This window comes from Isoptericola sp. S6320L (genome assembly GCF_023015685.1).
Taxonomy (GTDB): Bacteria; Actinomycetota; Actinomycetes; order Actinomycetales; family Cellulomonadaceae; genus Isoptericola; species Isoptericola halotolerans_A.
Genome location: NZ_JALKAT010000002.1, coordinates 44,530 through 70,687, shown reverse-complemented (window position 1 = coordinate 70,687; position 26,158 = coordinate 44,530). Strand labels below are relative to the sequence as shown.

The window sequence follows — 26,158 nt, the reverse complement described above, 5'->3', positions numbered from 1 at the left end:
GGCGGAGGACGTCGGTGCCGGACGACTCAGTCGCGACCCGCGGCGGCCGCGGCGTCGAGGAGCCACAAGGTGCGGTCGTGCCCGACGGCACGGACCGCGGGGACCTGCGTCACCGGTCCGTCCGCCAGCGCTGCCGCGGCCTGGGCAGCCTTCTCGGACCCGGCGGCGACGACCCACACCTCGCGCGCATGCCCGATGGTCGCGAACGTCAGCGAGACGCGGTCCGGCGGGGGCTTGGGGGAGTCGTGGACCGGCACGACGGCGCCCGCCGCGCCGAGCGCGGGATGCTCGGGGAAGAGCGACGCGACGTGCCCGTCCGGGCCCATGCCGAGCAGGAGCACGTCGAACGACGGCGTGGCGGCGTCCCCGGCCGCGAATCCGGCGAGCTCGGCGGCGTAGGCGGTGGCGGCGTCCTCGGCGGTCTCCGCCTCGCCCGGCCCGTCGCCGCGCGCCGGCACGGCATGGATGTTGCCCGCGGGCAGACCTGACGAGGCCACGAGGTCGTCCAGCAGGGCGTCGCGGGCCTGGGTCTCGTTCCGGTCGGCGTCGCCGGCCGGCAGGAACCGCTCGTCGCCCCACCACAGGTGCACGACCGACCAGTCGACCGCGGCACGCAGCGGGCTGCCGGCGACCGCGGCGAGCGTCTTGATACCGACCGTGCCGCCGGTGAGCACGACGTGCACCGGGCTGCGGACCGACTGCACGTCCAGGATCCGCGTGAGCAGGCGTGCCGCGGCAGCCTCGGCGAGGACGGTGGGGTCGGGATGGACGACGACCAGCCGGGTGCTCACGCGACCGCCTCGACCGTCTCGACCCGGGCCAGGCCCTTGGCGAGCACCTGGCCGTAGATCTCGTCGGGGTCCAGCCGCCGCAGCTCCTCGATGAGTGCCTCGGACAGCGAGCGGATGGGCAGGGACATGCGCCGCTCGGGCTTGCCGGGCTGGCTGATCGTCACCACCCGGCCGTCGGGGCGGTCGAGGACGATGGGCCCGCTGCGGCGCTCCAGGGTGACCCGGGTGATCGCGTCGGAGCCCTCGGTGCGTTCCACCGTCGCCGGGCACTTGAGCTTCAGCCCGAGCCATGCCGCCAGCAGGTCGAGCGAGGTGTGCTGGGTCTGCCCCTCGACGCGGACGGCGGTCACCGGCTCGTAGGGCGGCTGGTCGATCGCCGCGGCGATGAGGCCGCGCCACAGGGTGACACGCGCCCAGGCCAGGTCCGTGTCACCCTCCGTGAACGACGCGGCGAGCCGCCCCAGCATCCCGACCGGGTCGCTCGCCGTCGTGGTGTCCGTGATCCGTCGCTGCGCCATGGCGCCCAGGGGGTCGGCGACCGGGTCGGCCGGGCCTCCCGTGGGCCACCAGACGACGATGGGCGCGTCCGGCAGCAGGAGGGGCATCACCAGCGTGTCGGGGTGGTCCCGCAGCGGCTCCGCGCACCGCAGCACCACGACCTCGCTGGCGCCGGCGTCCCCGCCGACGCGGATCTGCGCGTCGAGCCGGCCGGCCGTGCCGCGCGAGGCGAGGGGCGCGACGACGATGACCCGGCAGGGGTGCTCGTGGCTGGCCTCGTTGGCGGCGGCCACCGCCGCCTCGATGTCGTCCTCGACGGCGACGACGACCAGCGTCAGCACACGGCCCAGCGCCACGGCGCCGCCCTCGTCGCGGAGGTGGTCGAGCCGCTTGCTGACGGCGTTGGTCGTGGTGTCCGGCATGTCGATGATCATGGCTGGTGCTCCTTCGTCGTGCCGGCGGGTCAGGGTCGGCGCCACGTGCGGCCGTCACGGGCCATCATGGCGTCGGCGGACGGCGGGCCCCACGAGCCCGACGGGTACGGCTCCGGAGTGCCCTTGTGCGCCCAGTGCGCGATGACCGGGTCGAGGATCTTCCAGGAGAGCTCGACCTCCTCGCGGGTGGGGAAGAGCGGCGGGTCGCCCAGCAGGACGTCCAGGATCAGCCGCTCGTACGCCTCCGGGGAGGACTCGGTGAAGGAGTGGCCGTAGCCGAAGTCCATCGTGACGTCGCGGACCTCCATCGCCGTGCCCGGGACCTTGGCGCCGAAGCGGAGCGTGACGCCCTCGTCCGGCTGGACACGGATGACCAGCGCGTTGCTCCCGAGGTCGGACGTCAGCGAGCTCTCGAACGGCAGGTGCGGAGCCGTCTTGAACACGACGGCCACCTCCGTGACCCGCCGGCCGAGCCGCTTGCCGCTGCGCAGGTAGAAGGGGACGCCTGCCCACCGGCGGTTGTCGATGTCGAGCCGGATCGCGGCGTACGTCTCGGTGGTGGACTCCGGGTTGAAGCCCTCCTCCTCGAGGAACCCCACGACCTTCTCGCCGCCCTGCCAGGCCGAGGCGTACTGCCCGCGGGCCGTGTGGCGGGAGAGGTCGCGCGGCAGGCGGACCGAGGACAGCGCCTTGATCTTCTCGGCGCGCAGCGCGTCGGCGTCGAAGTCGACCGGCTCCTCCATGGCGACGAGAGCCAGCAGCTGCATCAGGTGGTTCTGGATGACGTCGCGGGCCGCGCCGACGCCGTCGTAGTACCCGGCCCGCCCGCCGATGCCGATGTCCTCGGCCATCGTGATCTGGACGTGGTCGACGTAGTTGCTGTTCCACAGCGGCTCGAACATCTGGTTCGCGAAGCGCAGCGCCAGGATGTTCTGGACCGTCTCCTTGCCGAGGTAGTGGTCGATGCGGAACACGGATTCGGGCTCGAAGACCTTGGAGACGACCGAGTCCAGCTCCCGGGCGGACTCCAGGTCGTGGCCGAACGGCTTCTCGATGACCACGCGGCGCCAGGCCTCGTCCGGGGACTCCGAGAGGCCCGAGCGGGAGAGCTGCTCGCACACGAGGGGAAAGGCGCTCGGTGGCACCGAGAGGTAGAACGCGTGGTTGCCGCCCGTGCCGCGCTCGGCGTCGAGGTCCTCGACCGTCGTGCGCAGCCGCTCGAAGGCCTCCGGGTCGTCGAACGAGCCCTGGACGAACCGGATGCCCTCGCTGAGCTGCTGCCACGTCGCCTCGCGGAACGGGGTGCGAGCGTGCTCCTTGACGGCGTCGTGCACGATCTGCGCGAAGTCCTGGTCGTCCCACTCCCGGCGGGCGAACCCGGTCAGGGCGAAGCCGGGTGGCAGGAGCCCGCGGTTGGCGAGGTCGTAGACCGCCGGCATGAGCTTCTTGCGTGACAGGTCGCCCGTGACCCCGAAGATCACGAGGCCGCAGGGGCCAGCGATCCGGGGGAGCCGGAGGTCGAGCGGATCGCGCAGCGGGTTCTGCTCAGCAGTGATCTTGGCCGGTCTCACGGTGCCCCGTCTCTCTCGTGGTGCTGATCTGGTGATGCGTGGTGGTCGTCGCGCGAACGGTCAGCCGCGGGCGGCGTCGAGGCCGTTCTTGGTCGTGGTCAGCAGCTCGTCCCAGCTCTTCTCGAACTTGGACACGCCCTCCGCCTCGAGGCGGGCGGTGACCTCGGTCATCGAGATGCCCTGCGACTCGACGGCCGCCAGCGTGGCGAGCGCCTGCTCGGCCGTGCCCGAGACGGTGTCGCCGGAGATCTCTCCATGGTCCGCGAAGGCGTCGAGCGTGGCCTCGGGCATGGTGTTGACGACGCCCGGTGCCACGAGCTCGGTGACGTACAGGGTGTCCGGGTAGGCGGGATCCTTCACGCCGGTCGACGCCCACAGCGGGCGCTGCGGCTGTGCCCCGGCGGCGGCCAGCGTCTGCCAGCGCTCCGAGGCGAACACCTCCTGGTAGGCGGCGTAGGCCAGACGGGCGTTGGCGATCGCAGCCTTGCCGCGCAGCGCGAGGGCCTCGTCCGTCCCGACGTCGGTGAGCGCGGAGTCCACGGCGGCGTCCACGCGGGAGACGAAGAACGAGGCGACCGAACCGATCGGCCCCAGGTCGTGCCCCTGGGCCCGGGCCCGCTCCAGCCCCGTGAGGAACGCGTCCATGACCTGGCGATAGCGGTCGATGGAGAAGATGAGGGTCACGTTGACGCTGAAACCGGCGGCGATCGTCTCGGTGATGGCCGGCAGGCCCTCGACGGTCGCAGGGATCTTGATCATGAGGTTGGGCCGGTCCACGGTGGTCCAGAGCCGGCGGGCGGTCTCCACGGTGGCCGCCGTGTCGCGGGCCAGCCGGGGGTCGACCTCGATGGAGACCCGGCCGTCCACGGTGCCGGTCGCGTCGTACACACCGCGCAGCACGTCGGCCGCGGACCGGACGTCGTCGGTGGTGATCGTCTCGACCGCCGCCTCCACGTCGGTGCCGGCCAGCTCCGCCAGCGCCGTGTCGTAGGCGTTCCCCGTGGAGAGCGCCCCGGCGAAGATGGTGGGGTTGGTGGTGACGCCGACGACGTCGTGGGTGTCGATGAGCCCGGCGAGGTTGCCGGTGTCGAGCCGCTCGCGCGACAGGTCGTCCAGCCAGATGGACACGCCTGCCTCGGAGAGGCGCCGGGTGGGTCGGTTCGTCTCGGTCATCTCAGGGTCTCCTGCCTCGACGTCGGTGGCCTCGCCACCGCGTTCGTCACATGGTGGACGACGACGGCGGCCGACGCCTGCCGGCCGCCGTCGTCGGAGGTGCTACTCGCCGCGCACGGCCGCGACGGACTCGCGGGCGGCGGCGGCCACGGCCTCGGCGGTGATGCCGAACTCGCGGTAGAGCGTCTGGTAGTCGGCGGACGCACCGTAGTGCTCGAGCGAGATGCTGCGTCCGGCGTCGCCGACGATGTCCCGCCAGCCCTGCGCCACGCCGGCCTCGACCGAGACGCGTGCCCGGACCGCCGTCGGCAGCACCGACTCGCGGTAGGCGGCGTCCTGGCGGTCGAACCACTCACGGCTCGGGAGCGACACGACCCGCGCGGCGATGCCGTCGGCGGCGAGGAGCTCGCGCGCCTCGACCGCGAGCTGGACCTCGGAACCGGTGCCGACGAGGATGACGTCGGGCGTGCCTTCGGTGTCCAGCAGCGTGTAGCCGCCCTTGAGGGTGCCCTCCGCACCGGCGAAGCCCTCGGTGCCGCGGGGGAAGGTGGGCACGCCCTGGCGGGTCAGGACGAGGCCCGCAGGGTGGTCGCGGTTCTCGAGGATGCCGCGCCAGGCCCATGCCGTCTCGTTGGCGTCCGCCGGGCGGACGATGTCGAGACCGGGGATGGCACGCAGGGCGGCCAGGTGCTCCACCGGCTGGTGGGTCGGGCCGTCCTCGCCGAGGCCGATCGAGTCGTGGGTCCACACGAAGGTGCTCGGGATGCCCATGAGGGCGGCGAGCCGGACCGACGCGCGCATGTAGTCGGAGAACTGCAGGAACGTGCCGCCGTAGGGACGGGTGAGCCCGTGCAGGACGATGCCGTTGAGGATCGATCCCATGGCGTGCTCACGGATGCCGAAGTGCAGGGTGCGGCCGTAGGGGTCGCCCGGGAACTTCTTCGTCGCGTGCTCGATCGGGACGAACGAGGTCGCCCCGTCCATGGTCGTGTTGTTCGACCCCGCGAGGTCGGCCGAGCCGCCCCAGAGCTCGGGCAGGACGTCGGCCAGCGCGGAGAGCACCTTGCCGGAGGCGGCGCGGGTCGCGACGCCCTTGGTGGACTCCTCGAACTCCGGCAGCGCCTCCGTCCAGCCCTCCGGGAGCTCACCCGCCGTGAGCCGCTCGAGGAGCGCCGCCCGCTCGGGGCTCGCCGTGCGCCAGGCCTCGAAGGCGGTCTCCCACGCGGCGCGCTGGTCACCCTGGCGCTCGGCGACGGCGCGGGTGTACGCCAGCACGTCGTCGTCGATGTGGAAGGACTTCTCCGGGTCGAGGTCGAGGACCTTCTTCATGCCGGCGACCTCGTCGGCGCCCATGGCGGAGCCGTGGATGCCACCGGTGTTCTGCTTGGTGGGGGCAGGCCAGCCGATGATGGTGCGCAGCGCGATGATGGACGGCTTGCCCGTCTCGGCCTTCGCGGCGTCGAGCGCTGCGGCGAGCTCGGCGGTGTCCTCGGCGTAGCCCGTGCCGCCTTGCGTGAAGTCGACGCGCTGCGTGTGCCAGCCGTAGGCCTCGTAGCGCGCGAGCACGTCCTCGGTGAACGCGATGTCCGTGTCGTCCTCGATCGAGATCTTGTTGTCGTCCCAGATGACCACGAGGTTGCCGAGCTGCTGGTGGCCGGCGAGCGAGGACGCCTCGGAGGTGACGCCCTCCTGCAGGTCGCCGTCGGAGGCGATGACGTAGACGTGGTGATCGAACGGGGAGGTGCCCGGCGCGGCGTCGGGGTCGAGCAGGCCCCGCTCGCGGCGTGCGCCGTAGGCCATGCCGACGGCGGACGCCAGGCCCTGGCCCAACGGACCGGTCGTGATCTCGACGCCGGGCGTGTGGCCGTACTCGGGGTGGCCCGGGGTCTGCGAGTCCCAGGTGCGCAGCGCGGCGATGTCGTCCATCTCCATGCCGTACCCGGCGAGGAAGAGCTGCAGGTACAGCGTCAGGGACGAGTGCCCGGCCGACAGCACGAACCGGTCGCGTCCGACCCAGGCCGGGTCGCTCGGGTCGTGCCGCATCGCCTTCTGGAAGAGCAGGTACGCGGCGGGCGCGAGGGAGATCGCCGTACCGGGGTGGCCGGAGCCGCACTTCTCGACGGCGTCGGCGGCGAGCGCCTTGATGGACTTGACCGCGCGCGCGTCGAGTTCGTTCCACTCGAGCGGCGACAGTGCGGGGTCGAACGCGTTCACGTATGCCTCTTTCCTGCCCGAGGCGTGGCCCCGGGAGCTCTGCTGCTGTGGCCGGGCGCGGCAGGCCTCGCCTCTGGCGGCGAGGACGGTCGCCGGGCGCAGCCGAGGGACCGGTGCGCACGACGGCACCAGTGCCCTGCGGTGTGCGTCTCCACACTAGCGGTGACGGCGGACCGACGCGTCCATGCCTCGGGACCGTCCCACGATGTGGGCGCGCGCCGGGCCGGCGGCCGGCCCTGCCCGGACCTTTCTCACACCCGGTCGGCGCCGCGCGGGGACGAGGGGTCGCACGGGTCGGCGTACGATGGAGCCGCCCGACCGACCCCCTCGCGAACGGAAGCATCACGCGCGTGAGCACCCCGAGCCGCACGACGTCCGACTCGTCGACGACACGCGCCGTCGTGCACCGTCCCGACGGCGCCCGCGCGGCGGCCTGGCGCGATCGCGTCGGCGCCTACGTCGCGCTCACCAAGCCGCGCATCATCGAGCTGCTGCTGGTGACCACGGTGCCGACGATGATCCTCGCTCAGGGCGGCCTGCCGGACCTGTGGCTCGTGGTCAAGACGCTCGTCGGCGGCGCCCTCGCGGCCGGTTCGGCCAACGCCTTCAACTGCTACCTCGACCGGGACATCGACGAGGTGATGAACCGGACGAAGCGTCGGCCGCTCGTCACCGGGGAGATCGTGCCGCGCAGCGCGCTGATCTTCGCCACGGCCCTGGGCGTCGTGTCGCTGGTGTGGTTCGCCTGGCTGGTCAACGTCCCGGCCGCCTGGCTGACCTTCGCGGCGATCGCCATCTACGTCGTCGGCTACACGATGATCCTCAAGCGGCGCACCTCGCAGAACATCGTCTGGGGCGGCATCGCCGGCTGCATGCCGGTGTTCATCGGCTGGGCGGCTGTGACCGAGTCGCTGAGCTGGGCCGCGCTGGCCCTGTTCGGCGTCATCTTCTTCTGGACACCGCCGCACTACTGGCCGCTGTCGGTCAAGTTCAAGAAGGACTATGAGAACGCCGGCGTGCCGATGCTGCCCGTGGTCGCCTCGGACCGCCGCGTCGCGGCCGAGATGGTCGGGCACACGGTGGCGATGATCGCCTGCTCGCTCGCCCTGGTGCCGCTGGCCGGCATGACCTGGGTGTACACGGTCGTCGCCGCAGCATCGGGCGGGTGGTTCCTGTGGCTCACCGTCGCCATGCTCCGCAAGGCTCAGGGGCGCTCGCGGGGCGGCCCGGGTGCGATGAAGGTGTTCCACGCCTCGATCACCTACCTCACCGTGCTGTTCGTCGCCGTCGCCGTGGACGTGTTCCTCCCGTTCTGACCTGCCGGCGGCCTGGACCGGGCATGATGGGCGCGTGAGCGCTCCCGCCGATCTGCTGCAGCCCGCCCTCGAGGCGGCGCTGCGCGACTACCTGGCGCACGTGCGGGTCGAGCGCGGCCTGTCGACCAACACCGTCGCGGCCTACCGGCGGGACCTGGGTCGCTACGCGAGGTACCTGGCAGAGGCCGGTCGCAGCGCGCTCGACCAGGTGACCGAGCACGACGTGAGGTCGTTCCTGGCGGCGGTCCGTGAGGGGTCGGACGGCGGGCGCGCGCTCTCGGCGTCGTCGGCCGCCCGTTCCCTCGCCGCCGTCCGGGGGTGGCACCGGTTCGCCCGCGCAGAGGGCCTGACGACCGAGGACCCGTCGGCCGAGGTGGCCGCGCCCACCCAGACACGACGGCTGCCGCACGCCCTGAGCGTGGACGCCGTCGCCCGGCTGCTCGCCGCCGCGTCGTCGGGGGACACGCCGGCCGGTCTGCGCGACCGGGCGCTGCTCGAGCTGCTGTACTCGACCGGTGGGCGGATCAGCGAGGTCGTCGGCCTGGACGTCGACGACGTGGGGTCCGACGCCCTGGTGCGCCTCTTCGGCAAGGGCAGCAAGGAGCGCATCGTCCCGGTCGGCTCGTACGCCCGGGACGCCGTGGACGCCTACCTGGTCCGGGCGCGTCCGGTGCTGGTCGCGGCGGGCTCCGCGCGCGGCCGGGGCACCCCGGCGCTGTTCCTCAACACGCGGGGCGGCCGTCTCTCGCGGCAGAGCGCCTGGGCGGTGCTGCAGGGCGCGGCCGAGCGCGCGGGTCTGACCGAGCACGTCTCGCCGCACACGCTGCGGCACTCGTTCGCCACCCACCTGCTCGCCGGCGGCGCCGACGTCCGCGTGGTCCAGGAGCTGCTCGGGCATGCCTCGGTGACCACCACGCAGATCTACACGATGGTCACCCCCGAGGCGCTCCGGGAGGTCTACGCCGCCACGCACCCGCGGGCGTTGTAGCGGGCCGCGGCACGGCCGCGCGTCGGCCGGGGTGCCGATGTCCACCACGCCGCGCGGCGGACCGGTGCCCGGCACACCGCCGGTGTAGCGTGACGGACGTGAGCGACGCACCCGGGGGGAGCGACACGATGACGCAGCCTGCGACGGCCGAGAGCACGTTGCCCGGGATCCCGGGCCGAGGGCCGGAGGACGGACCGGCCACCGACGTGGTGGGTCGGCCGCTGCCCGAGTTCCCGGAGCCTCCGACGCGCGCGGGCCACGGCCCGGCGCGGATCGTGGCGATGTGCAACCAGAAGGGTGGCGTCGGCAAGACGACCACCACGATCAACCTGGGTGCGGCCCTGGCCGAGTACGGCCGCAGGGTGCTGCTGGTCGACTTCGACCCGCAGGGCGCCGCGTCGGTCGGGGTGGGGATCAGCCCGCACGAGCTCGACCTGAGCGTCTACAACCTGATCATGGACCGCGACGTCGAGCTGTCCGACGTCGTCCGGCCGACCGCCATCGAGCGGCTCGACGTGGTCCCCGCCAACATCGACCTCTCGGCGGCCGAGGTCCAGCTCGTCGGAGAGGTCGCCCGGGAGTCGATCCTGTCGCGGGCGCTGCGCCCGGCGCTGGACGACTACGACGTCATCCTGGTCGACTGCCAGCCCTCCCTGGGGCTCCTGACCGTCAACGCGCTGACGGCCGCGCACGGCGTGCTCATCCCGCTGGAGTGCGAGTTCTTCGCGCTGCGCGGTGTCGCCCTCCTGGTCGAGACGATCGACAAGGTCAAGGACCGTCTCAATCCCGATCTGGAGGTCGACGGGATCCTGCCCACCATGTTCGACTCGCGCACGCTGCACTCGCGCGAGGTCGTGCAGCGGGTCCACGAGGCGTTCGGCGACACGTTGCTGCACACGGTCATCGGACGCACGGTGAAGTTCCCGGACGCCTCGGTGGCCGCCGAGCCGATCACCGCTTACGCTCCGACCCACCGCGGCGCGTCCGCCTACCGGCAGCTCGCCCGCGAGCTCGTGGCCCGTGGACGCATCGCCTGACCCCGGTCGGACGGAGCCGCCGCGGGCCGGAGCCTTCACGGTCCACCTCGCCAACTTCGACGGTCCGTTCGACCTGCTGCTGTCCCTGATCAACGCTCGCAAGCTCGACGTCACCGAGGTCGCGCTGGCCGAGGTCACCGACGACTTCATGGCACACATCCGGGCCGCCGACTCCGCCTCCCGAGAGGCGGCCGGCCGCGGCGAGGAGCATCCCTCGTGGGACCTCGGCGTGGCGAGCGAGTTCCTGGTGGTCGCCGCGACGCTGCTGGACCTCAAGGCGGCCCGGCTGCTGCCGGGCATCGCCGAGGAGGACGCCGAGGACCTGGAGCTCCTGGAGGCGCGCGACCTGCTCTTCGCGCGGCTGCTGCAGTACCGCGCCTACAAGGAGGTCTCCGCGGTGCTGGCCGAGCGCCTGGCCGCGGAGGGTCGGCGGGTGCCGCGCTCGGTGCCGATGGAGGCACACCTGGCGGCGATGCTGCCCGAGCTCGTCTGGACCCTCGACGGCGACCGGATCGCCGCGCTCGCCGCGAAGGCGCTCGAGCCCCGGCTGCCCCCCGTGATCGGGCTGAGCCACCTGCACGCGCCCGCGGTCAGCGTGCGCGAGCAGGCGGCGATGGTGGTCCGGCTCCTGCGGCGCGACCACGTCGCGACCTTCCGTGCCCTCACGGCGGGCGAGGAACGCCTCGTGGTGGTGGCGCGGTTCCTGGCCCTGCTGGAGCTCTTCCGCAACGGTCAGGTGGCGTTCGACCAGGTCGCGGCACTCGGTGAGCTCACGGTGCGGTGGACGGGGCACGACGGCGGCGAGATCGGCGAGGAGTTCGAGGAGTTCGAGGGCGCCGTGGAGGGAGTCGCATGACCGACACCGAGACCGAGACCCCGGCCGAGTCCGACGCCGCGGCGCGACGAGACCGCACCGGGTCGGAGTCCAGCGCGAGCAGCGCTACGGAACCGGTCGACGTCGACGAGCTCCCCGGCGGCATGGAGGCCGCGCTCGAGTCGATCCTCATGGTCGCGGAGGCGCCGGTCGAGGTGGAGCGGTTGGCCGCCGCGGTCGGCCGCCCGACGGCGGAGGTCGCCGACGCGCTCGAGCGCCTGGCGGGGGAGTACCGCGGCGAGACGGGCCCGAGACCGCGGGGCTTCGAGCTGCGCCGCGGCGCGCAGGGTTGGCGCGTCTACTCCTCGCGGGAGCACGCCGAGGTCGTGAGCCGGTTCGTGCTCGAGGGCCAGTCGTCCCGTCTGAGCCAGGCGGCGCTGGAGACGCTCGCGGTGGTCGCCTACCGGCAGCCCGTGACGCGCGGTCAGGTCTCCGCCGTGCGGGGTGTCAACGTCGACGGCGTGGTGCGCACGCTCCTGGCCCGCGGACTGGTGGCCGAGGTCGGGCAGGACCCGCTGTCCGGAGCGGTGCTGTTCGGCACCACGGCGGAGTTCCTGGACCGGATGGGCTGGTCGTCGCTCGACGAGCTCCCGCCGCTCGCCCCGCACCTGCCGGGTGTGGAGGCGGTCGGCGACCTCACCGACTGACGCCTGCGACAATAGGACCATGCCCACCTCACGCCGCGGCGGCCGCCGTCGTCCCCAGCAGTCGAACGCAGCACAGACCCCACCGGTCGACGTCCACGTCGCCGACGGCGTCCGGCTGCAGAAGGTGCTCGCCCAGGCGGGGCTCGGCTCGCGCCGCAAGTGCGAGGAGCTGATCTCCGAGGCCCGGGTCGAGGTCGACGGCCAGATCGTCACGGAGCTGGGGGTACGGATCGACCCGGCCACGGCGGTCGTCCGCGTGGACGGCATGACCGTCCAGCTCGACCCGTCCAAGATCACCGTCGCGGTGAACAAGCCGCTGGGCATGATCTCGGCCATGAGCGACCCCGACGGCCGGCCCACGGTGGCCGAGCTGGTCAAGGACCGCCCGGAGCGGCTGTTCCACGTCGGTCGCCTCGACGCGGACTCCGAGGGCCTGCTGCTCCTGACCAACGACGGCGAGCTCGGCAACCGGCTCGCGCACCCGAGCCACGAGATCCCCAAGACGTACCTCGTCACGGTCGAGGGTGGCGAGGTGTACCCGCGGATCATGAAGCAGCTCACCTCCGGGGTGGATCTCGACGACGGCAAGGCACGCATGGACAAGGTGCGGGTCGTGGACGCGGTGCCCGGGCAGTCGATGCTGGAGGTCGTGCTGCACGAGGGCCGCAACCGCATCGTGCGGCGCATGTTCGAGGCCGTCGGTTTCCCCGTGACCCGTCTGGTGCGCACGCGCATCGGCCCGATCGCCCTGGGCGACCTCAAGGTCGGCCGGTCGCGCGTGCTGGGGCGCACCGAGCTCGGCACGCTCATGCGCGCCGTCGACCTCTGACCTCTTCCCGACCGCACCCGTACCCCACCCACTCACAGAAACGAGCAGCAGTGGTCACGATCGCCGTCGACGGTCCGTCCGGATCCGGCAAGTCCAGCGTCTCCAAGGCCGTCGCCGCCCGGCTCGGCCTCGCCTACCTCGACACGGGCGCCATGTACCGCGCGGCCACGCTGTGGTGCGTGCGCAGCGGCGTGGCTCTCGACGACACGGCGGCCGTGGCCGCCGCCGTGCGCGCGATGCCGCTGGAGATGGGCGTCGACCCCGCCGCGCCGGGGGTCGCCCTGGACGGGGACGACGTCGCCGCGGCGATCCGGACGACGGACGTCACCGCGGTCGTGTCGCAGGTCGCCACCAACCTGGACGTCCGCGACGAGCTGCGTCGTCGGCAGCGTGCCATCATCGCCGACGAGACCGCGGGCGGCTTCTCGGGTGGGCACGGCATCGTCGCGGAGGGCCGGGACATCACCACCGTCGTCGCGCCGGACGCGGACGCCCGCGTGCTGCTCGTGGCGAGCGAGGAGGCACGGCTGCGCCGCCGGTCCCTCGAGGTGCACGGCGTCGCCGACGCCACGTCCGTCGAGGCGACGCGGGACCAGGTGCTGCGCCGCGACCGTGACGACTCGACCGTGAGCACGTTCCACGTGGCCGCCGACGGCGTGGTCACGGTGGACTCCAGCGAGCTGGACTTCGAGCAGACGGTCGAGGCCGTGCTCACCGTCGTGGAGCGCGCGGCCGTCTGACGGACGCAGGGCCGCCCTCGTGCCCGGCGTGACGCGCGTCTCGCCGGGCACGACGGTACGACGTGGTGCCGACCCGTGCGCACCTGGGACAATGGTTGGCATGACCTACCCCGCCGACGGCCCCGAGACCACGCCCGCCGACGTCGTCGACGACCCTGCCGAGGACACCGCGACCGTCGTGACCGAGTTCGTCGACGACGAGGCGCGCGAGCGCGCTCTGCGCGCCGGCCTGGAGGACTTCGAGCTCGACGACTCCGACCGCCTGCTGCTGTCCGACGAGTGGGACGACGACGGCTTCGCCCCCGCCGAGCACGCCCTGCCGGTGCTGGCCGTCGTGGGCCGGCCCAACGTCGGCAAGTCCACCCTCGTCAACCGGATCCTGGGCCGGCGCGAGGCGGTCGTCGAGGACACGCCGGGGGTGACCCGCGACCGCGTGAGCTATCCCGCCGAGTGGTCCGGGCGGCACTTCACGCTGGTCGACACGGGCGGCTGGGAGGTCGACGTCGCCGGGATCGAGTCCAAGGTGGCGGAGCAGGCCGAGGTCGCGATCTCCCTGGCCGACGCCGTCGTGTTCGTGGTGGACGCCCAGGTCGGCGCCACGGCGAGCGACGAGCGGGTGGTCGAGCTCCTGCGCCGTTCGGGGAAGCCGGTCGTGCTGTGCGCCAACAAGGTCGACGGCCCTGCCGGCGAGGCCGACGCCGCGTACCTGTGGGCCCTCGGTCTCGGCGAGCCGCGTCCGGTCTCCGCCCTCCACGGGCGCGGGACGGGGGACCTGCTGGACGCCGTGCTGGACGCGCTGCCCGAGCATTCCGCGCACGGCACCCTGCGGCCTGAGGGTCCGCGGCGCGTCGCCCTGGTGGGCCGCCCGAACGTCGGTAAGTCGTCGCTGCTGAACAAGATCGCGGGCTCGCAGCGCGTGGTCGTCGACGAGGTCGCCGGGACGACCCGTGACCCCGTGGACGAGCTCGTCGAGATCAAGGGCATCCCGTACTGGTTCGTGGACACCGCGGGCATCCGCCGCCGCGTGCACCAGACCAGCGGTGCGGACTTCTACGCCTCGCTCCGCACGCAGGCCGCCATCGAGAAGGCCGAGGTCTCGGTCGTCCTGGTGGACGCGTCGGTGCCGCTGACCGAGCAAGACACGCGGGTGATCTCCCAGGTGGTCGACTCCGGGAGGGCACTGGTGATCGCGTACAACAAGTGGGACCTCATGGACGAGGACCGGCGTCCGTACCTGGAGCGCGAGATCGAGCGCGACCTGGTGCAGGTCACCTGGGCGCCCCGGGTGAACGTCTCGGCCCGGACGGGCTGGCACACGGACAAGCTGGTGCGGGCTCTCGAGACGTCGCTGGAGTCCTGGGACACGCGCATCCCGACCGGACGGCTCAACGGCTTCCTCGGTGAGCTCGTCGCGGCGCACCCGCACCCCGTGCGCGGGGGCAAGCAGCCGCGCATCCTGTTCGCCACGCAGGCCTCGACGCGCCCGCCGCGGTTCGTGCTGTTCGCCACAGGGTTCATCGAGGCGGGCTACCGCCGGTTCATCGAGCGCCGCCTGCGCGAGACGTTCGGGTTCGAGGGCTCGCCGATCTCGATCAGCGTGCGTGTCCGGGAGAAGCGCCGCCGGCGCTGAGTCCGCGCGCCCGGTGTGACCGGTGTCGCACCGGATGCCCGTGCTCGTGCGGTATCGTCGCAGCACGAACGAGCAACAGCTCGCGTGCTCTGGGGTCGGTGAAAATCCGAGCCGGCGGTGAAAGTCCGCGACCCGGTCACAGCCAGTGACCGGTTGACCAGGTGGAACTCCTGGACCGACGGTCAAAGTCCGGATGGGAAGACGCACGCGACGCCTTCGCCCGATCGCCGATGGTGTGGACCTGTCCACACCCGCGGTGCCTTGCGCCGCGGGCTCGGCGCGCGGCGACGACGCCGTGCAGCCCCAGCGGTCCGCGACCGGATGACAGGGGCTGACCATGACCACCGCCACGGCGGGACCCACCGTGAGACCCGCGGAGACCGACGCCATGCGTCGCGCCCTCGAGCTGGCTGCCACCGACGGGCTGGTCCTCGGCCCCAACCCGCGTGTCGGGTGCGTACTGCTCGACGCCGACGGCGCCACGATCGCCGAGGGCTTCCACCGCGGCGCGGGAACGCCCCACGCCGAGGCGGTCGCGCTGGCGAACGCGCGGGCCGCGGCCGGACCGGACGCGGCGCGCGGCGCCACCGCCGTCGTGACCCTCGAGCCGTGCGCCCACACCGGGCGTACCGGGCCGTGCGCACAGGCGCTGGTCGACGCCGGCATCGGCCGCGTCGTGTTCGCTCAGCTGGACCCGAACCCTCTCGCCACCGGCGGCGGTGCGCTGCTGCACGCGGCCGGTGTCGACGTCGTCGGCGGGGTGCTGGGTGACGAGGCACGCACGCTCAACGCCGTCTGGACGCGGGCCATGGAGCTCGGCCGCCCGGTCGTGACCTGGAAGGTCGCCGCGAGCCTCGACGGGCGCACCGCCGCGGCCGACGGGACCTCCCGCTGGATCACCTCGGCCGCGGCGCGGGCGGACGTGCACCGGCTGCGCGCCTCCTGCGACACGGTGCTCGTGGGCACCGGCACCGTGGCCGCCGACGACCCGTCGTTGACGGTCCGCGACGCCGACCTGACCGGCCAGCAGCCGCTGCGTGCCGTGATGGGCCGACGCGAGCTGCCGCCGTCGTCGCGGCTCGCCGTGCCGGCCGACGACGGGACCGAGACCCTGCACCTGCGCACCCATGACCCGCGCGAGGCGCTCGAGGCCCTGTGGGCCGCCGACCGTCGCCACGTGCTGCTCGAGGGCGGGGCCACCCTGGCCGCCGCCTTCTGGCGAGCGGGGCTCGTGGACGAGGTGGTCGCCTACGTCGCGCCCGTGCTTCTCGGTGCCGGCCCTGCCGCCGTGGGCGACCTCGGCATCACCACCATCGCCGGGGCCGCGCGGCTCGACGTCGTCGACGTCGCCCTGCTCGCCGCAGGCACCCCCGGCACGGCCGGGGCCGACGGTCGGGCCGACGCCGGCCCGACCGAGACGAACGTGCGGCTCACCCTGCGGCCGCGGAAGGAGTCCTGATGTTCACCGGGATCGTGACCGAGCTCGGCACCGTCCGTGCCCTGGAGACCACCGCCGACGCCGCACGGCTGACCGTCGCCGCGTCGGACGTGCTCGACGGCGTCCGCCTCGGCGACTCGATCGCCGTCGACGGCTGCTGCCTGACGGTGACGGCCTTCGACGCCGAGACGTGGACCGCGGACCTCATGGCCGAGACGCTGCAGCGCACCTCGCTCGGCTCCCTGGCCCCGGGTGCCCGGGTCAACCTCGAGCCGGCGCTGCCCGTCACCGGCCGCCTCGGCGGGCACATCGTGCAGGGGCACGTCGACGGCGTCGGCACGGTGCTCGCCCGGACACCGGGGGAGCGGTGGGAGGTCGTGGAGATCTCGCTGCCCACCGACCTGGCCCGCTACGTCGTGACCAAGGGGTCGATCGCCGTCGACGGCGTCTCGCTCACCGTGGTCGACGCCGGCACGGACCGGTTCGCCGTGAGCCTCATCCCCGAGACCCTCGAGCGCACCACGCTCGGCGCGCGGGCCGTGGGCGACCAGGTGAACCTGGAGACGGACGTGCTCGCGCGGCACGTCGAACGGCTGCTCGCGACGGCGGAGGTGACCTCGTGAGCGCGCCCGGCACGACCGCGGTGGTGGAGCGGGTCGAGCGCGCGCTGGCGGCCGTGGCGGCGGGACGCGCCGTCGTCGTCGTCGACGACGAGCACCGCGAGAACGAGGGGGACCTCATCTTCGCCGCCGAGGCGGCGACACCCGAGCTGATGGGCTTCACCGTGCGGCACACGTCCGGGCTCGTCTGCGTCGCCGCGGACGGCGCCACGCTGGACCGGCTCGCACTGCCCCTGATGGTCGCCGAGAACCGCGACGCCTTCCGCACGGCGTACACGGTGACCGTCGACGCGGCCGACGGCGTGACCACCGGGATCTCCGGCGCCGACCGGGCGCGCACCGCACGCACGCTCGCCGCGCCCGGCGCGGTGCCGGCGGACCTCACGCGGCCCGGTCACGTGCTGCCGCTGCGCGCCCGCGACGGCGGGGTGCTGGAGCGCCCCGGGCACACCGAGGCGGCCGTCGACCTGGCCCGGTTGGCCGGGCGGGGCACCACCGGTGTGCTCGCCGAGCTCACGCACGACGACGGCACGATGATGCGGCTCCCGGCGTTGCGGGAGTTCGCCGCCGCGCACTCGCTGGAGCTGCTCAGCGTCGCCGACCTGGCGGCCTACCGGCGCCTGACCGAGGTGCTCGTGGACCGCCTCGCCGTGACGCGGCTGCCCACCCGGCACGGCACGTTCACCGCCGTGGGATACCGCGACCGGGTGACCGGGGACGAGCACGTGGCCCTCGTGGCGGGGGCGCTCGCGGACCTGGACGGCGAAGGACCCGTCCTGGCCCGGGTGCACTCCGAGTGCCTCACCGGCGACGCGTTCGGCTCCCTGCGCTGCGACTGCGGGCCGCAGCTCGACGCCTCCCTGCGCGCCGTGCAGGAGGCGGGCCGCGGTGTGGTCGTCTACGTGCGCGGGCACGAGGGCCGGGGCATCGGGCTCGTCGCCAAGCTCGCCGCCTACAGCCTGCAGGACGGCGGCCACGACACCATCGACGCGAACCTCGCCCAGGGGCTGCCGGTCGACTCCCGGGAGTACACGGCGGCCGCCCACGTGCTGCGCGACCTCGGGGTCGGCGCCGTGCGCCTGCTCACGAACAACCCGGCGAAGGTCGACGGCCTGCACGCCGGGGGAGTGGAGGTCGCCGAGCGCCTGCCGCTGGCGATCCATCCCGCCCCGGACAACGTCGCCTACCTGCGGACCAAGCGGGACCGCATGGGGCACGACCTGCCCAACCTCGAACCCGACGAAGGAGCACCCGTGACCACTCGCCCCAGCCTGCCCGAGGCCGCCCGATGAGCGGCGCCGGAGCGCCCACGACACGGGCGACGGACTGCTCGGACCTGCGGGTCGCCGTCGTCGCCGCCTCCTGGCACGACACCGTGATGGGTGGCCTGCTGGACGGCGCCCTGCGGGCGTGCCAGGACCACCAGGTGGAGCCGGAGGTGCTGCGGGTACCGGGATCGTTCGAGCTGCCGGTGGCGGCCCAGGCCGCGGCGGCCGCGGGGTTCGACGCCGTCGTGGCGCTCGGCGTCGTCATCCGCGGCGGCACGCCCCACTTCGACTATGTGTGCGCTGCGGCCACCGACGGTCTCGGTCGGGTGGCCCTGGACCACGCCGTCCCCGTGGGCTTCGGGCTGCTCACCTGCGACGACGAGGCCCAGGCGCTGGACCGTGCCGGACTGCCCGGTTCCTCCGAGGACAAGGGCTACGAGGCCACGGCCGCGGCGCTCGCGACCGCGCGCGTCGTGCGCACGGTGCGCTCCACCGTGGTGGCCGACGTCCGGTGACCCCGCACACACCGGCCGCCGCGAGTGGACGAGCAGCGCCCGGTCTGGGGTAGTATTTCGGTCGGCCCTCCGGGGCCGAACCGGACTGGTTCCCGCGCTCCGGCGCGAGGGGCGGTCCGGGCGGGCTGTGGCGCAGCTTGGTAGCGCACTTGACTGGGGGTCAAGGGGTCGCAGGTTCAAATCCTGTCAGCCCGACGTCGTGCAGACGTCAGAAGTGCAGGACGGAAGGCCGGTTCTCGGAGACGAGAACCGGCCTTCTGCGTGTGTCAGTCCGCCCGCGGATCCCAGCCGTCGTCGCCGGCGAGGTACGAAGCCGGCGTGTGGTCGGCTGCCTCGTCGGGGGTCAGCTGCGGCCGGAACTCGTTCAGCACCGCACCGGGGCCGCGGTTGGCGTGCTCGGCGTTGCTGCCGGCGAGCCAGTCGTAGCCTGACATCGTCGTCCACGGGTCGGCCTTGAGGAAGTTGCCGATCCACGTGTCGCGCACCACGATGCGGGGGTCGTTGTCGGGGTTGCTGCTCGGGTGCCAGGGGCGACCGAGGTAGTAGCTGTCCGGCCCGGCGTTGGAGATGATCCGCGAGTCGGTGACGAGGAACCCGCGGGAGAACTCGTGGGAGGTGCTGGGGGCGAAGACGTACCCGCTCGGGTCGGAGTCGCGGCGCAGGGCCTTGATGGTGGTGTCCTCGATGACGGCGGTCCCGCGGCCGAAGATGAAGTCCACGTCGCCCTCGATCCAGCTGTCGGTGAGGTAGACGCGGGCCGGCGTCCGGTTGTCGGGGCTGTCGAGGTAGAGGGTGTCCTGGTTGCTCAGGAAGCGGACCTTGTCGTAGACGACGCGGTCGGCCCGTGACTTGACCGCCACGGACTGCCTGCTGCTGATCTCCGGGTGCGCGGCCTCGTCGAAGGCGTTCTCGAACGTCACGGCGTGGGCTTGGAGACCGGCACCGGAGATGGTGACGGTGCTGCTTCCCGTGGTGCCCCAGGTGCCCCCGTCGGGGTGCGGTGTGCCGGCGGCACGGTCGTCGGTGATGACCACGTCGGCCGGGTCGCCGGTCGCTCCCACGAACGACAGGTTGGTGTGCGAGGAGGGCACGACGACCCGTCCGTGGTACGTGCCGGGCTCGATGAGGATCTCCACGCGGTCCTCGGAGTGCGCCGGAGCCAGGTCGACGGCCCCCTGGACCGTGGTGACGTCGCCGGAGCCGTCAGCCGCGACGACGATCTGGGTTTCGTCGTCGCCCTGGATCCCTCCGTCACCCGCCGCCGCCGGGGCGGCCAGCAGGCCCGCTGCCAGCGCGAGCGCCATGGCGCTGCCGGCCGGGCCGCTGAGGTTGCGGCGAGTGGCGGATCGCGGAGCTGGGGTGGTGGGCATCGTCGCCTCCGGGAGCTGGTGTCGTCGTCGACATCGGGCTTGATCAGCGAGAAACCGGTTTCCCGCTCGCCTCATGGTGACATGGACGATGGCGCTGGGCAACTCCCGGTAAGGACTGGTCGGCCGGTCAGCTCATCGCGGCCAGGAGGTCGGCGCAGGCACGCTCGCAGGCGCGGCACGCCTCGGCGCAGACCCGGCAGTGCTCGTGCATCGCGGCGTGGCTCTCGCACTGGTCACCGCAGGAACGGCAGGCCTGGATGCAGGCCTCGAGCTGTGCGCGGGAGACGTTCGCGTCGTAGCCGGTGTGCCGCGACAGCACGCGCGCCGTCGTGTCGCAGATGTCGGCGCAGTCGAGGTTCGAGCGGATGCACTTGCGCAGGTCGGCGACCATCTCCTCGCTCAGGCAGGCGTCCGCGCACGCGGTGCAGGCCTGGGCGCACTCGACCAGTGCCTCCACGGCACCTGCCAGGAGCCGGCGGTCGAGATTGATCTCGGCCGGGTACGTCGCCATCATCTCGGTCGTCTTCATCGCGTTCTCCTTCGCGCCGGAGGGATCGTGCGGACTCCTCGACGCTAGGAGCCGTCGCCGGTGCCCGCATCCGGGTGCCCGGGCACCCGTAAGATCGGCTGTCATGCTCAAGAAGGTCGCTGTGGTGCTGTTCACCGTCGCGCTGGTGCTCGTCGGCGCTCCGTCGGCCTCCGCCCACACGGATCTGGACACCGCGGAGCCCGCGGACGGGACGACGACGTCCGGCCCCGTGGGCGAGGTGGTCCTGACCTTCACGCGGCCGGTGACACCGCTGGGCGACACCGTGGTGGTCGAGGGCCCCGACGGCACGGTGGACGTCGACGTGACGCAGGAGCGTGCGGGAGCGGTGGTGGTGGCGACCCCGGAGGGCGGGCTGGCGGACGGCGGATACGAGGTGGCCTGGTCGGTCGCGGCGCAGGACGGGCACCCGCTCGAGGGCACGTTCTCGTTCACCGTCCAGGAGACGCAGACCGCACCGTCCGAGGCGCCGGAGCCCACCGTCACGCAGGAAGCCTCGTCGCCGGCCGAGCCGAGCGGCGCGCCGCTCCCGCCTCCGGACCTGGAGACGACGACGGACCCGGGCGCCGAGGACTTCGCGCAGGTGGTGGCGAGGCTCGGCAACGCCGCTGCCCTCTGGGGGCTGCTCGTCGGGGCCGGCGGACTGCTGTTCGCCGCACTGGTGATGCGAGGTCCGGACCGGCGCGACATCCCGGTGGTGCTGCGCGCGGTGCGCTGGACCGTGCTCCTCGTGCTCGTCGGGCTCGCCGTCCGTGTCACGGCGCGCGCGGTGGTGGTGGCCGGGGGCGACGTGGCGGCGGCGGGCTCGGCCGCCGCCCTCGGCGACGCCCTCGCCGGTCCCACGGCGTGGGTGTTCGGCCTGCAGGCGGTCGGGGCCGCCCTCGTCCTCGTCGGTGCGTGGCGGTCGCTCCCCGGCTCCTGGGCGGCGGTGGTGGGGGTCCTGGCGATGACCGCCGGCCAGGTCCTCGGCGGCCACAGCAACACCGGGTCGCCGTGGTGGCTCGTCGTCGGCGTCGACGTGGCGCACCTGGCGGCGGCGGCCACGTGGACAGGCGGAGTCGTGATGATCGGTGTCGTGCTGCGCCGTCGCCGCAAGGACGGCCGAGCGCTCGACGCGGGCCACCTCGGCAGCCGCTTCTCGTCGGTGGCCGCCCTGTCGGTGGTGGTCGTGGGGATCGCCGGCATCCTGCTCGCCGTCGAGATCCTCGACCGGCCGTCGCAGCTCTGGGAAAGCAGCTGGGGCTTGTTCCTGCTGGCGAAGGTCGCCGTCGTCGCCGTCGTCGCGGCGATCGGTGCACACCAGCACTTCCGGGTGGTCCCGTCGCTGCAGGCCCCGGGGCACGGCGCACGGCGTGCGCACGCGGCAGGCAGCCTGCTCCAGCGCGGGGCGGGGCACGAGACGGCCCTGCTCGTGGTCGTGGTGCTGATCACGGCATGGCTCGTGGCGGCCTCCGTGCACGCGTGACCGCGGTCCTCAGCCGTCCGCGTCCCCGAGGCCCGGCACCTGCACGGACTCGTCCGCGTACGGGGCGAGCAGCAGCGACGCCGTCGCCCACCCCTGGGCGAGCAGCCCGGCGTCCGACTCCGGCTCGGTCGATCGCTCCGTGCCCTCGTAGCGCACCACCAGTGCCGCGTCGTCGGCCTCGTGCTGCGCCACCCGGGCGTGGACCGCGCCGAACGAGGCGAGCGGCGCCTGCCGCAGGCCCCGCAGCTCGGCACGGGGCAGGTCCGGCACGTTGATGTTCAGCGTGCGACGGGACCGGGGCCCGGCGAGCAACCAGTCGAGGGCGTGCGCGGTCACCGCCTCCGCCGTCTCCCAGTGCCGGGGGTCGGCGGCGTCGAGCGACACGGCCAGCGACCGCATGCCGAGCGTCGCCCCGGACAGGGCCGCACCCACCGTGCCGGAGTGCAGGACGGCGTTGCCGACGTTGGGCCCCCGGTTGACGCCCGACAGCAGAACGTCGGGGACGGCGCCGAACGCGCCGTAGGCCGAGACGAAGGCGATGAGGGCCGGGTCGGCGGCGACGGCGAGCGAGCGCACGCCGTCGGGCACGCCCGGCGCCCGGCGCTCCTCCACCATCAGGCGCCCGTCCTCCTCGGCGCCGTGCAGCGCGGCCGAGGCGCCGGACGACTCGACCCGGGGCGCGGCGACCAGCACGTCCAGCCCGGCGGCCGCCGCGCACCGCGCCAGGACCCCCAGGCCGGGGGAGCCGATCCCGTCGTCGTTGGTGACCAGTGCCAGCATCAGACCCTCCCGAGCTCGTCGACGGACACCCGGGCGGCGAAGGCCTCGATCTCGCCACGACGTCCGCTGCCCAACCCGTGCCGTGCGACGTTGAGCGCCCCGGCGGCGGCACCGAGCCGCACCGCCTCCGTCAGCGGCAGGCCCCGGGCGAGCCCCACTGCGATCCCGGCCGTCATAGAGTCGCCCGCACCCCGGTGGTCGACGGTCGACACCTCGGGCGTCGTGAGCGTCCAGGCGTCCTCCGTGGTGACGAGGAGCGTCGGATCGCCCGCCCGGGAGACGACGAAGGCCCCGGGGCCGTCGGCCACCCACGCCTCGGCCGCGCGACGCAGAGCGGCCACGGAGTCGTCGTCGGCGACGCCCGTGGCGACCATCTCCTGGTCGCTCATCTTCAGCACGGCGATCGCCTCCCGGCCGACGGCGGTGGCCAGGTCGCCGCTCAGGTCGGCGACGACCGGCGTGCCCGACGACGCGACGTCGTGAGCCAGGCGGGCCAGATGGTCCGGCGGTATCCCGACGTCGTGCTGGTTGCCCGTCAGCACGCACACGTCCGACTCCAGCGCTCCGACGAGGGCGATGCTGTAGAAGTCGTCGATGCCGTGCCGGTCGAGGGGCTGCGGCGGCACGGTCACCAGCTCGGGCTCGCCGCCGCCGCGGCGGTCACGCAGCAGCGTGCCGCCACCGCCCTGCGCCGGGGTGCGCACCACGAGGCCGCGGGACCGTGCCAGGTGGGCGGTGATCTCCCCGGTCTCGCCGCCGAACGGTCCGCAGACGACCACCTCCGCGTCGAGCGAGCGGGCCATGGTCGCCACCCACAGCCCCTGCCCGCCCGGGTGCAGGTGGATCTCGGGAGCCTCGCGGGAGCGGTCCGTCTCGATCTCGATCGTCAGCTGCGGCTCGGGCGCCACGACGCAGACGGTGGGGGCGGTGTCGGCAGCCATGTCAGGGACCCTAGGCAGGATCCGCCGTGCACGCCCGGCGCGGTGCACGGTGCCGGGGTTGCGAGCCGACGCGACCCTGGCACGGTGACTGTGACGGTCCAGCAGCGGGCCACCGGCCGGGACGCCCGCGACCGCCGCGGTGTCCCCCGTGGGAGAGGACCCATCATGGCAACAGGAGAGACCGGCTTCGACGACGTCACCTACGACCTCGTCTCGGTGCAGTACCACGCGCTCAAGGCCGGCCACGACTACGGCCAGTACGTGCGTGACGCCCGCAACGCGGGCAAGGAGGAGATCGCCGCCTTCTTCGAGCAGGTGATGTCCGAGGACTCCGCACGTGCCCAGCAGTGCCACCGGTTCATCGCCGAGCTCACCCAGCACCAGGGGACGTCGGCGACCGCGCCGCAGGGCGGCACCGACGGCTGAGCCGCCGGTCGACCGGCTCGCCGTCTTCGAAGCGGGCGACCCGACCGCCCATGCCGTGGTCCTGGTGCACGGCATCGGCGTGTCGGAGCGGTCCTTCCGGCCGCTCGCCGCCGAGCTGGCCACCGACCGGCGGGTGAGCGCTCCGGACCTGCCGGGGTTCGGCCGCAGCCCTCGCCCTCGCACGGTGCCGAGCGTGGAGGAGCTGGCGGGCCTGGTGTTGGGGGTGCTCGACCGCCGAGGAATCACCTCCGCGGTGCTGGTCGGGCACACGATGGGGCCCAGGTCGTCGTCGCGATAGCCCTGGCCGACCAGGGCCTCGAGGACGTGGTGGCGGTGGCGCACAGCAAGGGCGGGCTGATCGGCAAGAGCCTCATGGGCCGCGCCGACGTGGGCCCGCGCCTCCTGGGGATGGTGGCGGTCAACACGCCGTTCTCCGGGTCGCCCTACGCCAGACGGGTGCCGCTGCGCAGCGTCCGGGCCTTCCTTCCCGACGACGAGGTGATCGCCGCGCTGGACCCGCACGTCCCCACCGGGAGGGGGCTGCCCGGCGCGCACAACGTCCGGCTCGCCACGCCGGGGCACTTCCGGTCGCTGGCGGACCCGGAGCTGGTGCCGCTCCTGCTGCGCGAGCTCGACCGGTTCGCCGCACGACGGCGTCGCACGGCACAGCCGGACGCCTGAGGCCGTGCCGCGAGGTCGGTCACGCCGCCGACGCCGACGTCGAGCCGGACCGCGCCAGGCGCCGCATCACGAGGTGCAGGCCCACCCCGACCGCGAGCAGCACCCCTGCCAGAGCCCAGTGCCGCAGCTCCTGCTGCGTGAGCAGGAGCAGACAGGACAGGACGGCGAGGACGGGCATCACCGACGGAGCGCGGAAGTGGTCGTGCGCGACGGTGTCGCGACGCAGCACCAGGACCGCGACGTTGGTGGAGAGGAACACGAAGAGGAGGAGCAGGACGACGGTCGAGGCCAGGTCGATGAGCTCGTTGGTGGCGGCGAGCACGACGGCGAGGGCGGTGGTGACGAGGATCGCGACCCCCGGCGTGCGGCGGCGCGGCAGGACGCGGCCGAGCGGAGCGGGCAGCAGGCCCTGGCGGGCCATGCCGTAGGCCAGCCGGCTCGCCATGATCATGGTCAGGAGAGCTCCGTTGGCGATCGCGACGAGCGCGATCGCGGCGAAGAGCTCCGGCGGCACGGCGCCGGCGACCCGGACGACCTCGAGCAGCGGCCCGGAGGACGCGGCGAGCTCGGCCGGTGCGACGACGGCCGGCGCGACGAACCCCAGCACGACGTAGACGGCGCCCGCCGTCGCCAGCGAGCCGAACAGGGCGCGCGGGTAGACCCGGGAGACGTCACGGATCTCCTCGGCCAGGTTCGCCGACGTCTCGAACCCCACGAACGAGTAGAAGGCCACCAGGGCGCTGCCCAGGACGGCGAGCCAGACGGAGGAACCCTCCGGCGGGGTGAAGGCACCGCCGAGGTCCGCGTCCCCGCGCCCGATGACCCAGGCGCCCAGGACGGTGACGAGAACCAGGCCTGCGGCCTCGACGACCGTCATGACGACGTTGGCCCGCAGCGACTCCTTGATGCCCCACGCGTTGACGAGCGCCACCACGAGCAGGAACACGATCGCCGCGGGCACCTGCGGCACGGGGAGGAACGCGGTGAGGTACTCGCCGGTGAAGGCCAGGGACAGCCCGGCGGCGCTCACCACCCCGGCAGCGAGCATGCAGTAGCCGACGAGGAACGCGACCAGCGGGCTGCGGTACGCCTTCTCGGCGTAGACGGCCGAGCCGCCGGCTCGCGGGTACTTGGTGACGAGCTCGGCGTAGGAGAAGGCGGTCAGCAGGGCCAGACCCAGTGCGACCCCGAACGACAACCACACGAGACCGCCCGCGTCGCCGGCCATCTCGCCGATGAGGGCGTAGACGCCGGCGCCGAGGACGTCGCCGAGGATGAACAGGAAGAGCAGCGGACCGGTCACCGCGCGGCGGAGACCGGTCGGGCTGGAGGTTCCGGTGCCAGACATGTGGCGATTGTGCGGGG

The 26,158-nt window shown here is 73.4% G+C and carries 26 protein-coding genes, 1 tRNA gene and 1 riboswitch; of the genes, 17 read left to right on the top strand and 10 right to left on the bottom strand.

Annotated elements, in window-relative coordinates; translation table 11 throughout:
* Positions 1-26 precede the first annotated feature (26 nt).
* The 5 genes from pgl to tkt form a co-directional block, all read right to left on the bottom strand.
* Positions 27-791 carry a 6-phosphogluconolactonase gene (gene pgl, locus MWU57_RS01830; RefSeq protein ID WP_246906947.1) on the bottom strand — a complete coding sequence of 255 codons (765 nt, stop codon included), beginning with the start codon at positions 789-791 and terminating at the stop codon, positions 27-29.
* Positions 788-1,723 carry a glucose-6-phosphate dehydrogenase assembly protein OpcA gene (gene opcA / locus MWU57_RS01825; RefSeq protein WP_106269504.1) on the bottom strand — a complete coding sequence of 312 codons (936 nt, stop codon included), beginning with the start codon at positions 1,721-1,723 and terminating at the stop codon, positions 788-790. Before opcA ends, pgl begins: the two co-directional genes overlap by 4 nt.
* A 29-nt stretch (positions 1,724-1,752) precedes the next feature.
* On the bottom strand, positions 1,753-3,294 hold the full coding sequence (gene zwf / locus MWU57_RS01820) for a glucose-6-phosphate dehydrogenase (protein WP_106269505.1): 1,542 nt from the start codon (positions 3,292-3,294) through the stop codon (positions 1,753-1,755).
* A 60-nt stretch (positions 3,295-3,354) separates the two neighbouring features.
* Positions 3,355-4,467 (bottom strand): transaldolase, encoded by a 1,113-nt coding sequence (tal, locus tag MWU57_RS01815; protein ID WP_246906946.1) that lies wholly within the window; start codon positions 4,465-4,467, stop codon positions 3,355-3,357.
* Between the two features lie 102 nt (positions 4,468-4,569).
* On the bottom strand, positions 4,570-6,681 hold the full coding sequence (gene tkt, locus MWU57_RS01810) for a transketolase (protein WP_246906944.1): 2,112 nt from the start codon (positions 6,679-6,681) through the stop codon (positions 4,570-4,572).
* A 401-nt stretch (positions 6,682-7,082) separates the two neighbouring features.
* On the opposite strand from tkt, the gene MWU57_RS01805 reads away from it, so the two are divergent.
* The 13 genes from MWU57_RS01805 (at position 7,083) to MWU57_RS01745 (ending at position 18,778) form a co-directional block, all read left to right on the top strand.
* Positions 7,083-7,997: a heme o synthase gene (locus MWU57_RS01805; protein WP_246907122.1), complete on the top strand. Its 915-nt coding sequence runs from the start codon at positions 7,083-7,085 to the stop codon at positions 7,995-7,997.
* Between the two features lie 34 nt (positions 7,998-8,031).
* Positions 8,032-8,985 carry a site-specific tyrosine recombinase XerD gene (gene xerD, locus MWU57_RS01800; RefSeq protein ID WP_246906942.1) on the top strand — a complete coding sequence of 318 codons (954 nt, stop codon included), beginning with the start codon at positions 8,032-8,034 and terminating at the stop codon, positions 8,983-8,985.
* A 128-nt stretch (positions 8,986-9,113) separates the two neighbouring features.
* Positions 9,114-10,022 carry a ParA family protein gene (locus MWU57_RS01795; RefSeq protein WP_106269530.1) on the top strand — a complete coding sequence of 303 codons (909 nt, stop codon included), beginning with the start codon at positions 9,114-9,116 and terminating at the stop codon, positions 10,020-10,022.
* A complete protein-coding gene (locus MWU57_RS01790) occupies positions 10,006-10,878 on the top strand; it encodes a ScpA family protein (protein WP_246906940.1) in 873 nt (290 codons plus the stop codon). Before MWU57_RS01795 ends, MWU57_RS01790 begins: the two co-directional genes overlap by 17 nt.
* Positions 10,875-11,543 (top strand): SMC-Scp complex subunit ScpB, encoded by a 669-nt coding sequence (gene scpB, locus MWU57_RS01785; RefSeq protein WP_374108511.1) that lies wholly within the window; start codon positions 10,875-10,877, stop codon positions 11,541-11,543. Before MWU57_RS01790 ends, scpB begins: the two co-directional genes overlap by 4 nt.
* 19 nt (positions 11,544-11,562) lie before the next feature.
* A complete protein-coding gene (locus MWU57_RS01780) occupies positions 11,563-12,372 on the top strand; it encodes a pseudouridine synthase (RefSeq protein ID WP_246906939.1) in 810 nt (269 codons plus the stop codon).
* A gap of 50 nt (positions 12,373-12,422) precedes the next feature.
* A complete protein-coding gene (gene cmk / locus MWU57_RS01775) occupies positions 12,423-13,112 on the top strand; it encodes a (d)CMP kinase (protein WP_246906937.1) in 690 nt (229 codons plus the stop codon).
* 100 nt (positions 13,113-13,212) lie between these two features.
* Positions 13,213-14,742 (top strand): ribosome biogenesis GTPase Der, encoded by a 1,530-nt coding sequence (gene der, locus MWU57_RS01770; RefSeq protein ID WP_246906935.1) that lies wholly within the window; start codon positions 13,213-13,215, stop codon positions 14,740-14,742.
* 80 nt (positions 14,743-14,822) lie between these two features.
* A riboswitch (FMN riboswitch) is annotated at positions 14,823-14,953 on the top strand.
* Between the two features lie 126 nt (positions 14,954-15,079).
* Positions 15,080-16,201 carry a bifunctional diaminohydroxyphosphoribosylaminopyrimidine deaminase/5-amino-6-(5-phosphoribosylamino)uracil reductase RibD gene (gene ribD / locus MWU57_RS01765; protein ID WP_246906933.1) on the top strand — a complete coding sequence of 374 codons (1,122 nt, stop codon included), beginning with the start codon at positions 15,080-15,082 and terminating at the stop codon, positions 16,199-16,201.
* A complete protein-coding gene (locus MWU57_RS01760; RefSeq protein WP_246906932.1) occupies positions 16,201-16,803 on the top strand; it encodes a riboflavin synthase in 603 nt (200 codons plus the stop codon). Before ribD ends, MWU57_RS01760 begins: the two co-directional genes overlap by 1 nt.
* The gene (locus MWU57_RS01755) at positions 16,800-18,092 is read left to right on the top strand and encodes a bifunctional 3,4-dihydroxy-2-butanone-4-phosphate synthase/GTP cyclohydrolase II (protein ID WP_246906930.1); all 1,293 of its coding nucleotides are present in this window, start codon (positions 16,800-16,802) and stop codon (positions 18,090-18,092) included. Before MWU57_RS01760 ends, MWU57_RS01755 begins: the two co-directional genes overlap by 4 nt.
* Positions 18,089-18,583 (top strand): 6,7-dimethyl-8-ribityllumazine synthase, encoded by a 495-nt coding sequence (gene ribH, locus MWU57_RS01750; RefSeq protein ID WP_246906927.1) that lies wholly within the window; start codon positions 18,089-18,091, stop codon positions 18,581-18,583. The genes MWU57_RS01755 and ribH overlap by 4 nt, the downstream gene beginning before the upstream one ends.
* Positions 18,584-18,704: 121 nt before the next feature.
* A tRNA-Pro gene (locus MWU57_RS01745) sits at positions 18,705-18,778 on the top strand.
* Positions 18,779-18,849: 71 nt separating this feature from the next.
* On the opposite strand, the gene MWU57_RS01740 is transcribed toward MWU57_RS01745, so the two are convergent.
* Entirely contained in the window at positions 18,850-19,953 is a 1,104-nt protein-coding gene (locus MWU57_RS01740) for a pectinesterase family protein (RefSeq protein WP_246906925.1), read from the bottom strand.
* 127 nt (positions 19,954-20,080) lie between these two features.
* Positions 20,081-20,482 carry a four-helix bundle copper-binding protein gene (locus MWU57_RS01735; protein WP_246906924.1) on the bottom strand — a complete coding sequence of 134 codons (402 nt, stop codon included), beginning with the start codon at positions 20,480-20,482 and terminating at the stop codon, positions 20,081-20,083.
* Between the two features lie 103 nt (positions 20,483-20,585).
* Between MWU57_RS01735 and MWU57_RS01730 the strand changes: the two genes are divergently transcribed.
* Entirely contained in the window at positions 20,586-21,965 is a 1,380-nt protein-coding gene (locus tag MWU57_RS01730; protein ID WP_246906922.1) for a copper resistance CopC/CopD family protein, read from the top strand.
* A gap of 9 nt (positions 21,966-21,974) precedes the next feature.
* Here the strand turns inward: MWU57_RS01730 and surE are convergent, their stop codons facing one another.
* Both surE and MWU57_RS01720 read right to left on the bottom strand, forming a co-directional pair.
* The gene (surE, locus tag MWU57_RS01725; protein WP_246906920.1) at positions 21,975-22,745 is read right to left on the bottom strand and encodes a 5'/3'-nucleotidase SurE; all 771 of its coding nucleotides are present in this window, start codon (positions 22,743-22,745) and stop codon (positions 21,975-21,977) included.
* Positions 22,745-23,686, bottom strand: coding sequence for a PfkB family carbohydrate kinase (locus tag MWU57_RS01720; RefSeq protein WP_246906918.1), 942 nt, complete (start codon positions 23,684-23,686; stop codon positions 22,745-22,747). Before MWU57_RS01720 ends, surE begins: the two co-directional genes overlap by 1 nt.
* A 165-nt stretch (positions 23,687-23,851) precedes the next feature.
* Between MWU57_RS01720 and MWU57_RS01715 the strand changes: the two genes are divergently transcribed.
* The 3 genes from MWU57_RS01715 to MWU57_RS01705 are packed head-to-tail and all read left to right on the top strand — an operon-like array spanning position 23,852 to position 24,793.
* A complete protein-coding gene (locus tag MWU57_RS01715) occupies positions 23,852-24,112 on the top strand; it encodes an acyl carrier protein (RefSeq protein WP_246906916.1) in 261 nt (86 codons plus the stop codon).
* A gap of 55 nt (positions 24,113-24,167) precedes the next feature.
* Positions 24,168-24,410, top strand: a complete 243-nt coding sequence (locus tag MWU57_RS01710) for an alpha/beta fold hydrolase (protein WP_246906914.1) — start codon at positions 24,168-24,170, stop codon at positions 24,408-24,410.
* Between the two features lie 35 nt (positions 24,411-24,445).
* Positions 24,446-24,793 (top strand): hypothetical protein, encoded by a 348-nt coding sequence (locus tag MWU57_RS01705; protein WP_246906912.1) that lies wholly within the window; start codon positions 24,446-24,448, stop codon positions 24,791-24,793.
* 19 nt (positions 24,794-24,812) lie between these two features.
* On the opposite strand, the gene MWU57_RS01700 is transcribed toward MWU57_RS01705, so the two are convergent.
* On the bottom strand, positions 24,813-26,141 hold the full coding sequence (locus MWU57_RS01700; protein WP_246906910.1) for an APC family permease: 1,329 nt from the start codon (positions 26,139-26,141) through the stop codon (positions 24,813-24,815).
* Positions 26,142-26,158 lie beyond the last annotated feature (17 nt).

What these genes read in the sequence shown, in the direction of transcription:
- ribH (WP_246906927.1), top strand. Translation starts at nt 18,089, where the DNA reads ATGAGCGGCGCCGGAGCGCCCACGACACGGGCGACGGACTGCTCGGAC.
- opcA (WP_106269504.1), bottom strand. Translation starts at nt 1,723, where the DNA reads ATGATCATCGACATGCCGGACACCACGACCAACGCCGTCAGCAAGCGG.
- MWU57_RS01715 (WP_246906916.1), top strand. Translation starts at nt 23,852, where the DNA reads ATGGCAACAGGAGAGACCGGCTTCGACGACGTCACCTACGACCTCGTC.
- MWU57_RS01720 (WP_246906918.1), bottom strand. Translation starts at nt 23,686, where the DNA reads ATGGCTGCCGACACCGCCCCCACCGTCTGCGTCGTGGCGCCCGAGCCG.
- surE (WP_246906920.1), bottom strand. Translation starts at nt 22,745, where the DNA reads ATGCTGGCACTGGTCACCAACGACGACGGGATCGGCTCCCCCGGCCTG.
- scpB (WP_374108511.1), top strand. Translation starts at nt 10,875, where the DNA reads ATGACCGACACCGAGACCGAGACCCCGGCCGAGTCCGACGCCGCGGCG.
- MWU57_RS01740 (WP_246906925.1), bottom strand. Translation starts at nt 19,953, where the DNA reads ATGCCCACCACCCCAGCTCCGCGATCCGCCACTCGCCGCAACCTCAGC.
- ribD (WP_246906933.1), top strand. Translation starts at nt 15,080, where the DNA reads ATGACCACCGCCACGGCGGGACCCACCGTGAGACCCGCGGAGACCGAC.
- der (WP_246906935.1), top strand. Translation starts at nt 13,213, where the DNA reads ATGACCTACCCCGCCGACGGCCCCGAGACCACGCCCGCCGACGTCGTC.
- MWU57_RS01780 (WP_246906939.1), top strand. Translation starts at nt 11,563, where the DNA reads ATGCCCACCTCACGCCGCGGCGGCCGCCGTCGTCCCCAGCAGTCGAAC.
- tal (WP_246906946.1), bottom strand. Translation starts at nt 4,467, where the DNA reads ATGACCGAGACGAACCGACCCACCCGGCGCCTCTCCGAGGCAGGCGTG.
- MWU57_RS01795 (WP_106269530.1), top strand. Translation starts at nt 9,114, where the DNA reads ATGACGCAGCCTGCGACGGCCGAGAGCACGTTGCCCGGGATCCCGGGC.
- MWU57_RS01700 (WP_246906910.1), bottom strand. Translation starts at nt 26,141, where the DNA reads ATGTCTGGCACCGGAACCTCCAGCCCGACCGGTCTCCGCCGCGCGGTG.
- MWU57_RS01760 (WP_246906932.1), top strand. Translation starts at nt 16,201, where the DNA reads ATGTTCACCGGGATCGTGACCGAGCTCGGCACCGTCCGTGCCCTGGAG.
- MWU57_RS01735 (WP_246906924.1), bottom strand. Translation starts at nt 20,482, where the DNA reads ATGAAGACGACCGAGATGATGGCGACGTACCCGGCCGAGATCAATCTC.
- MWU57_RS01730 (WP_246906922.1), top strand. Translation starts at nt 20,586, where the DNA reads ATGCTCAAGAAGGTCGCTGTGGTGCTGTTCACCGTCGCGCTGGTGCTC.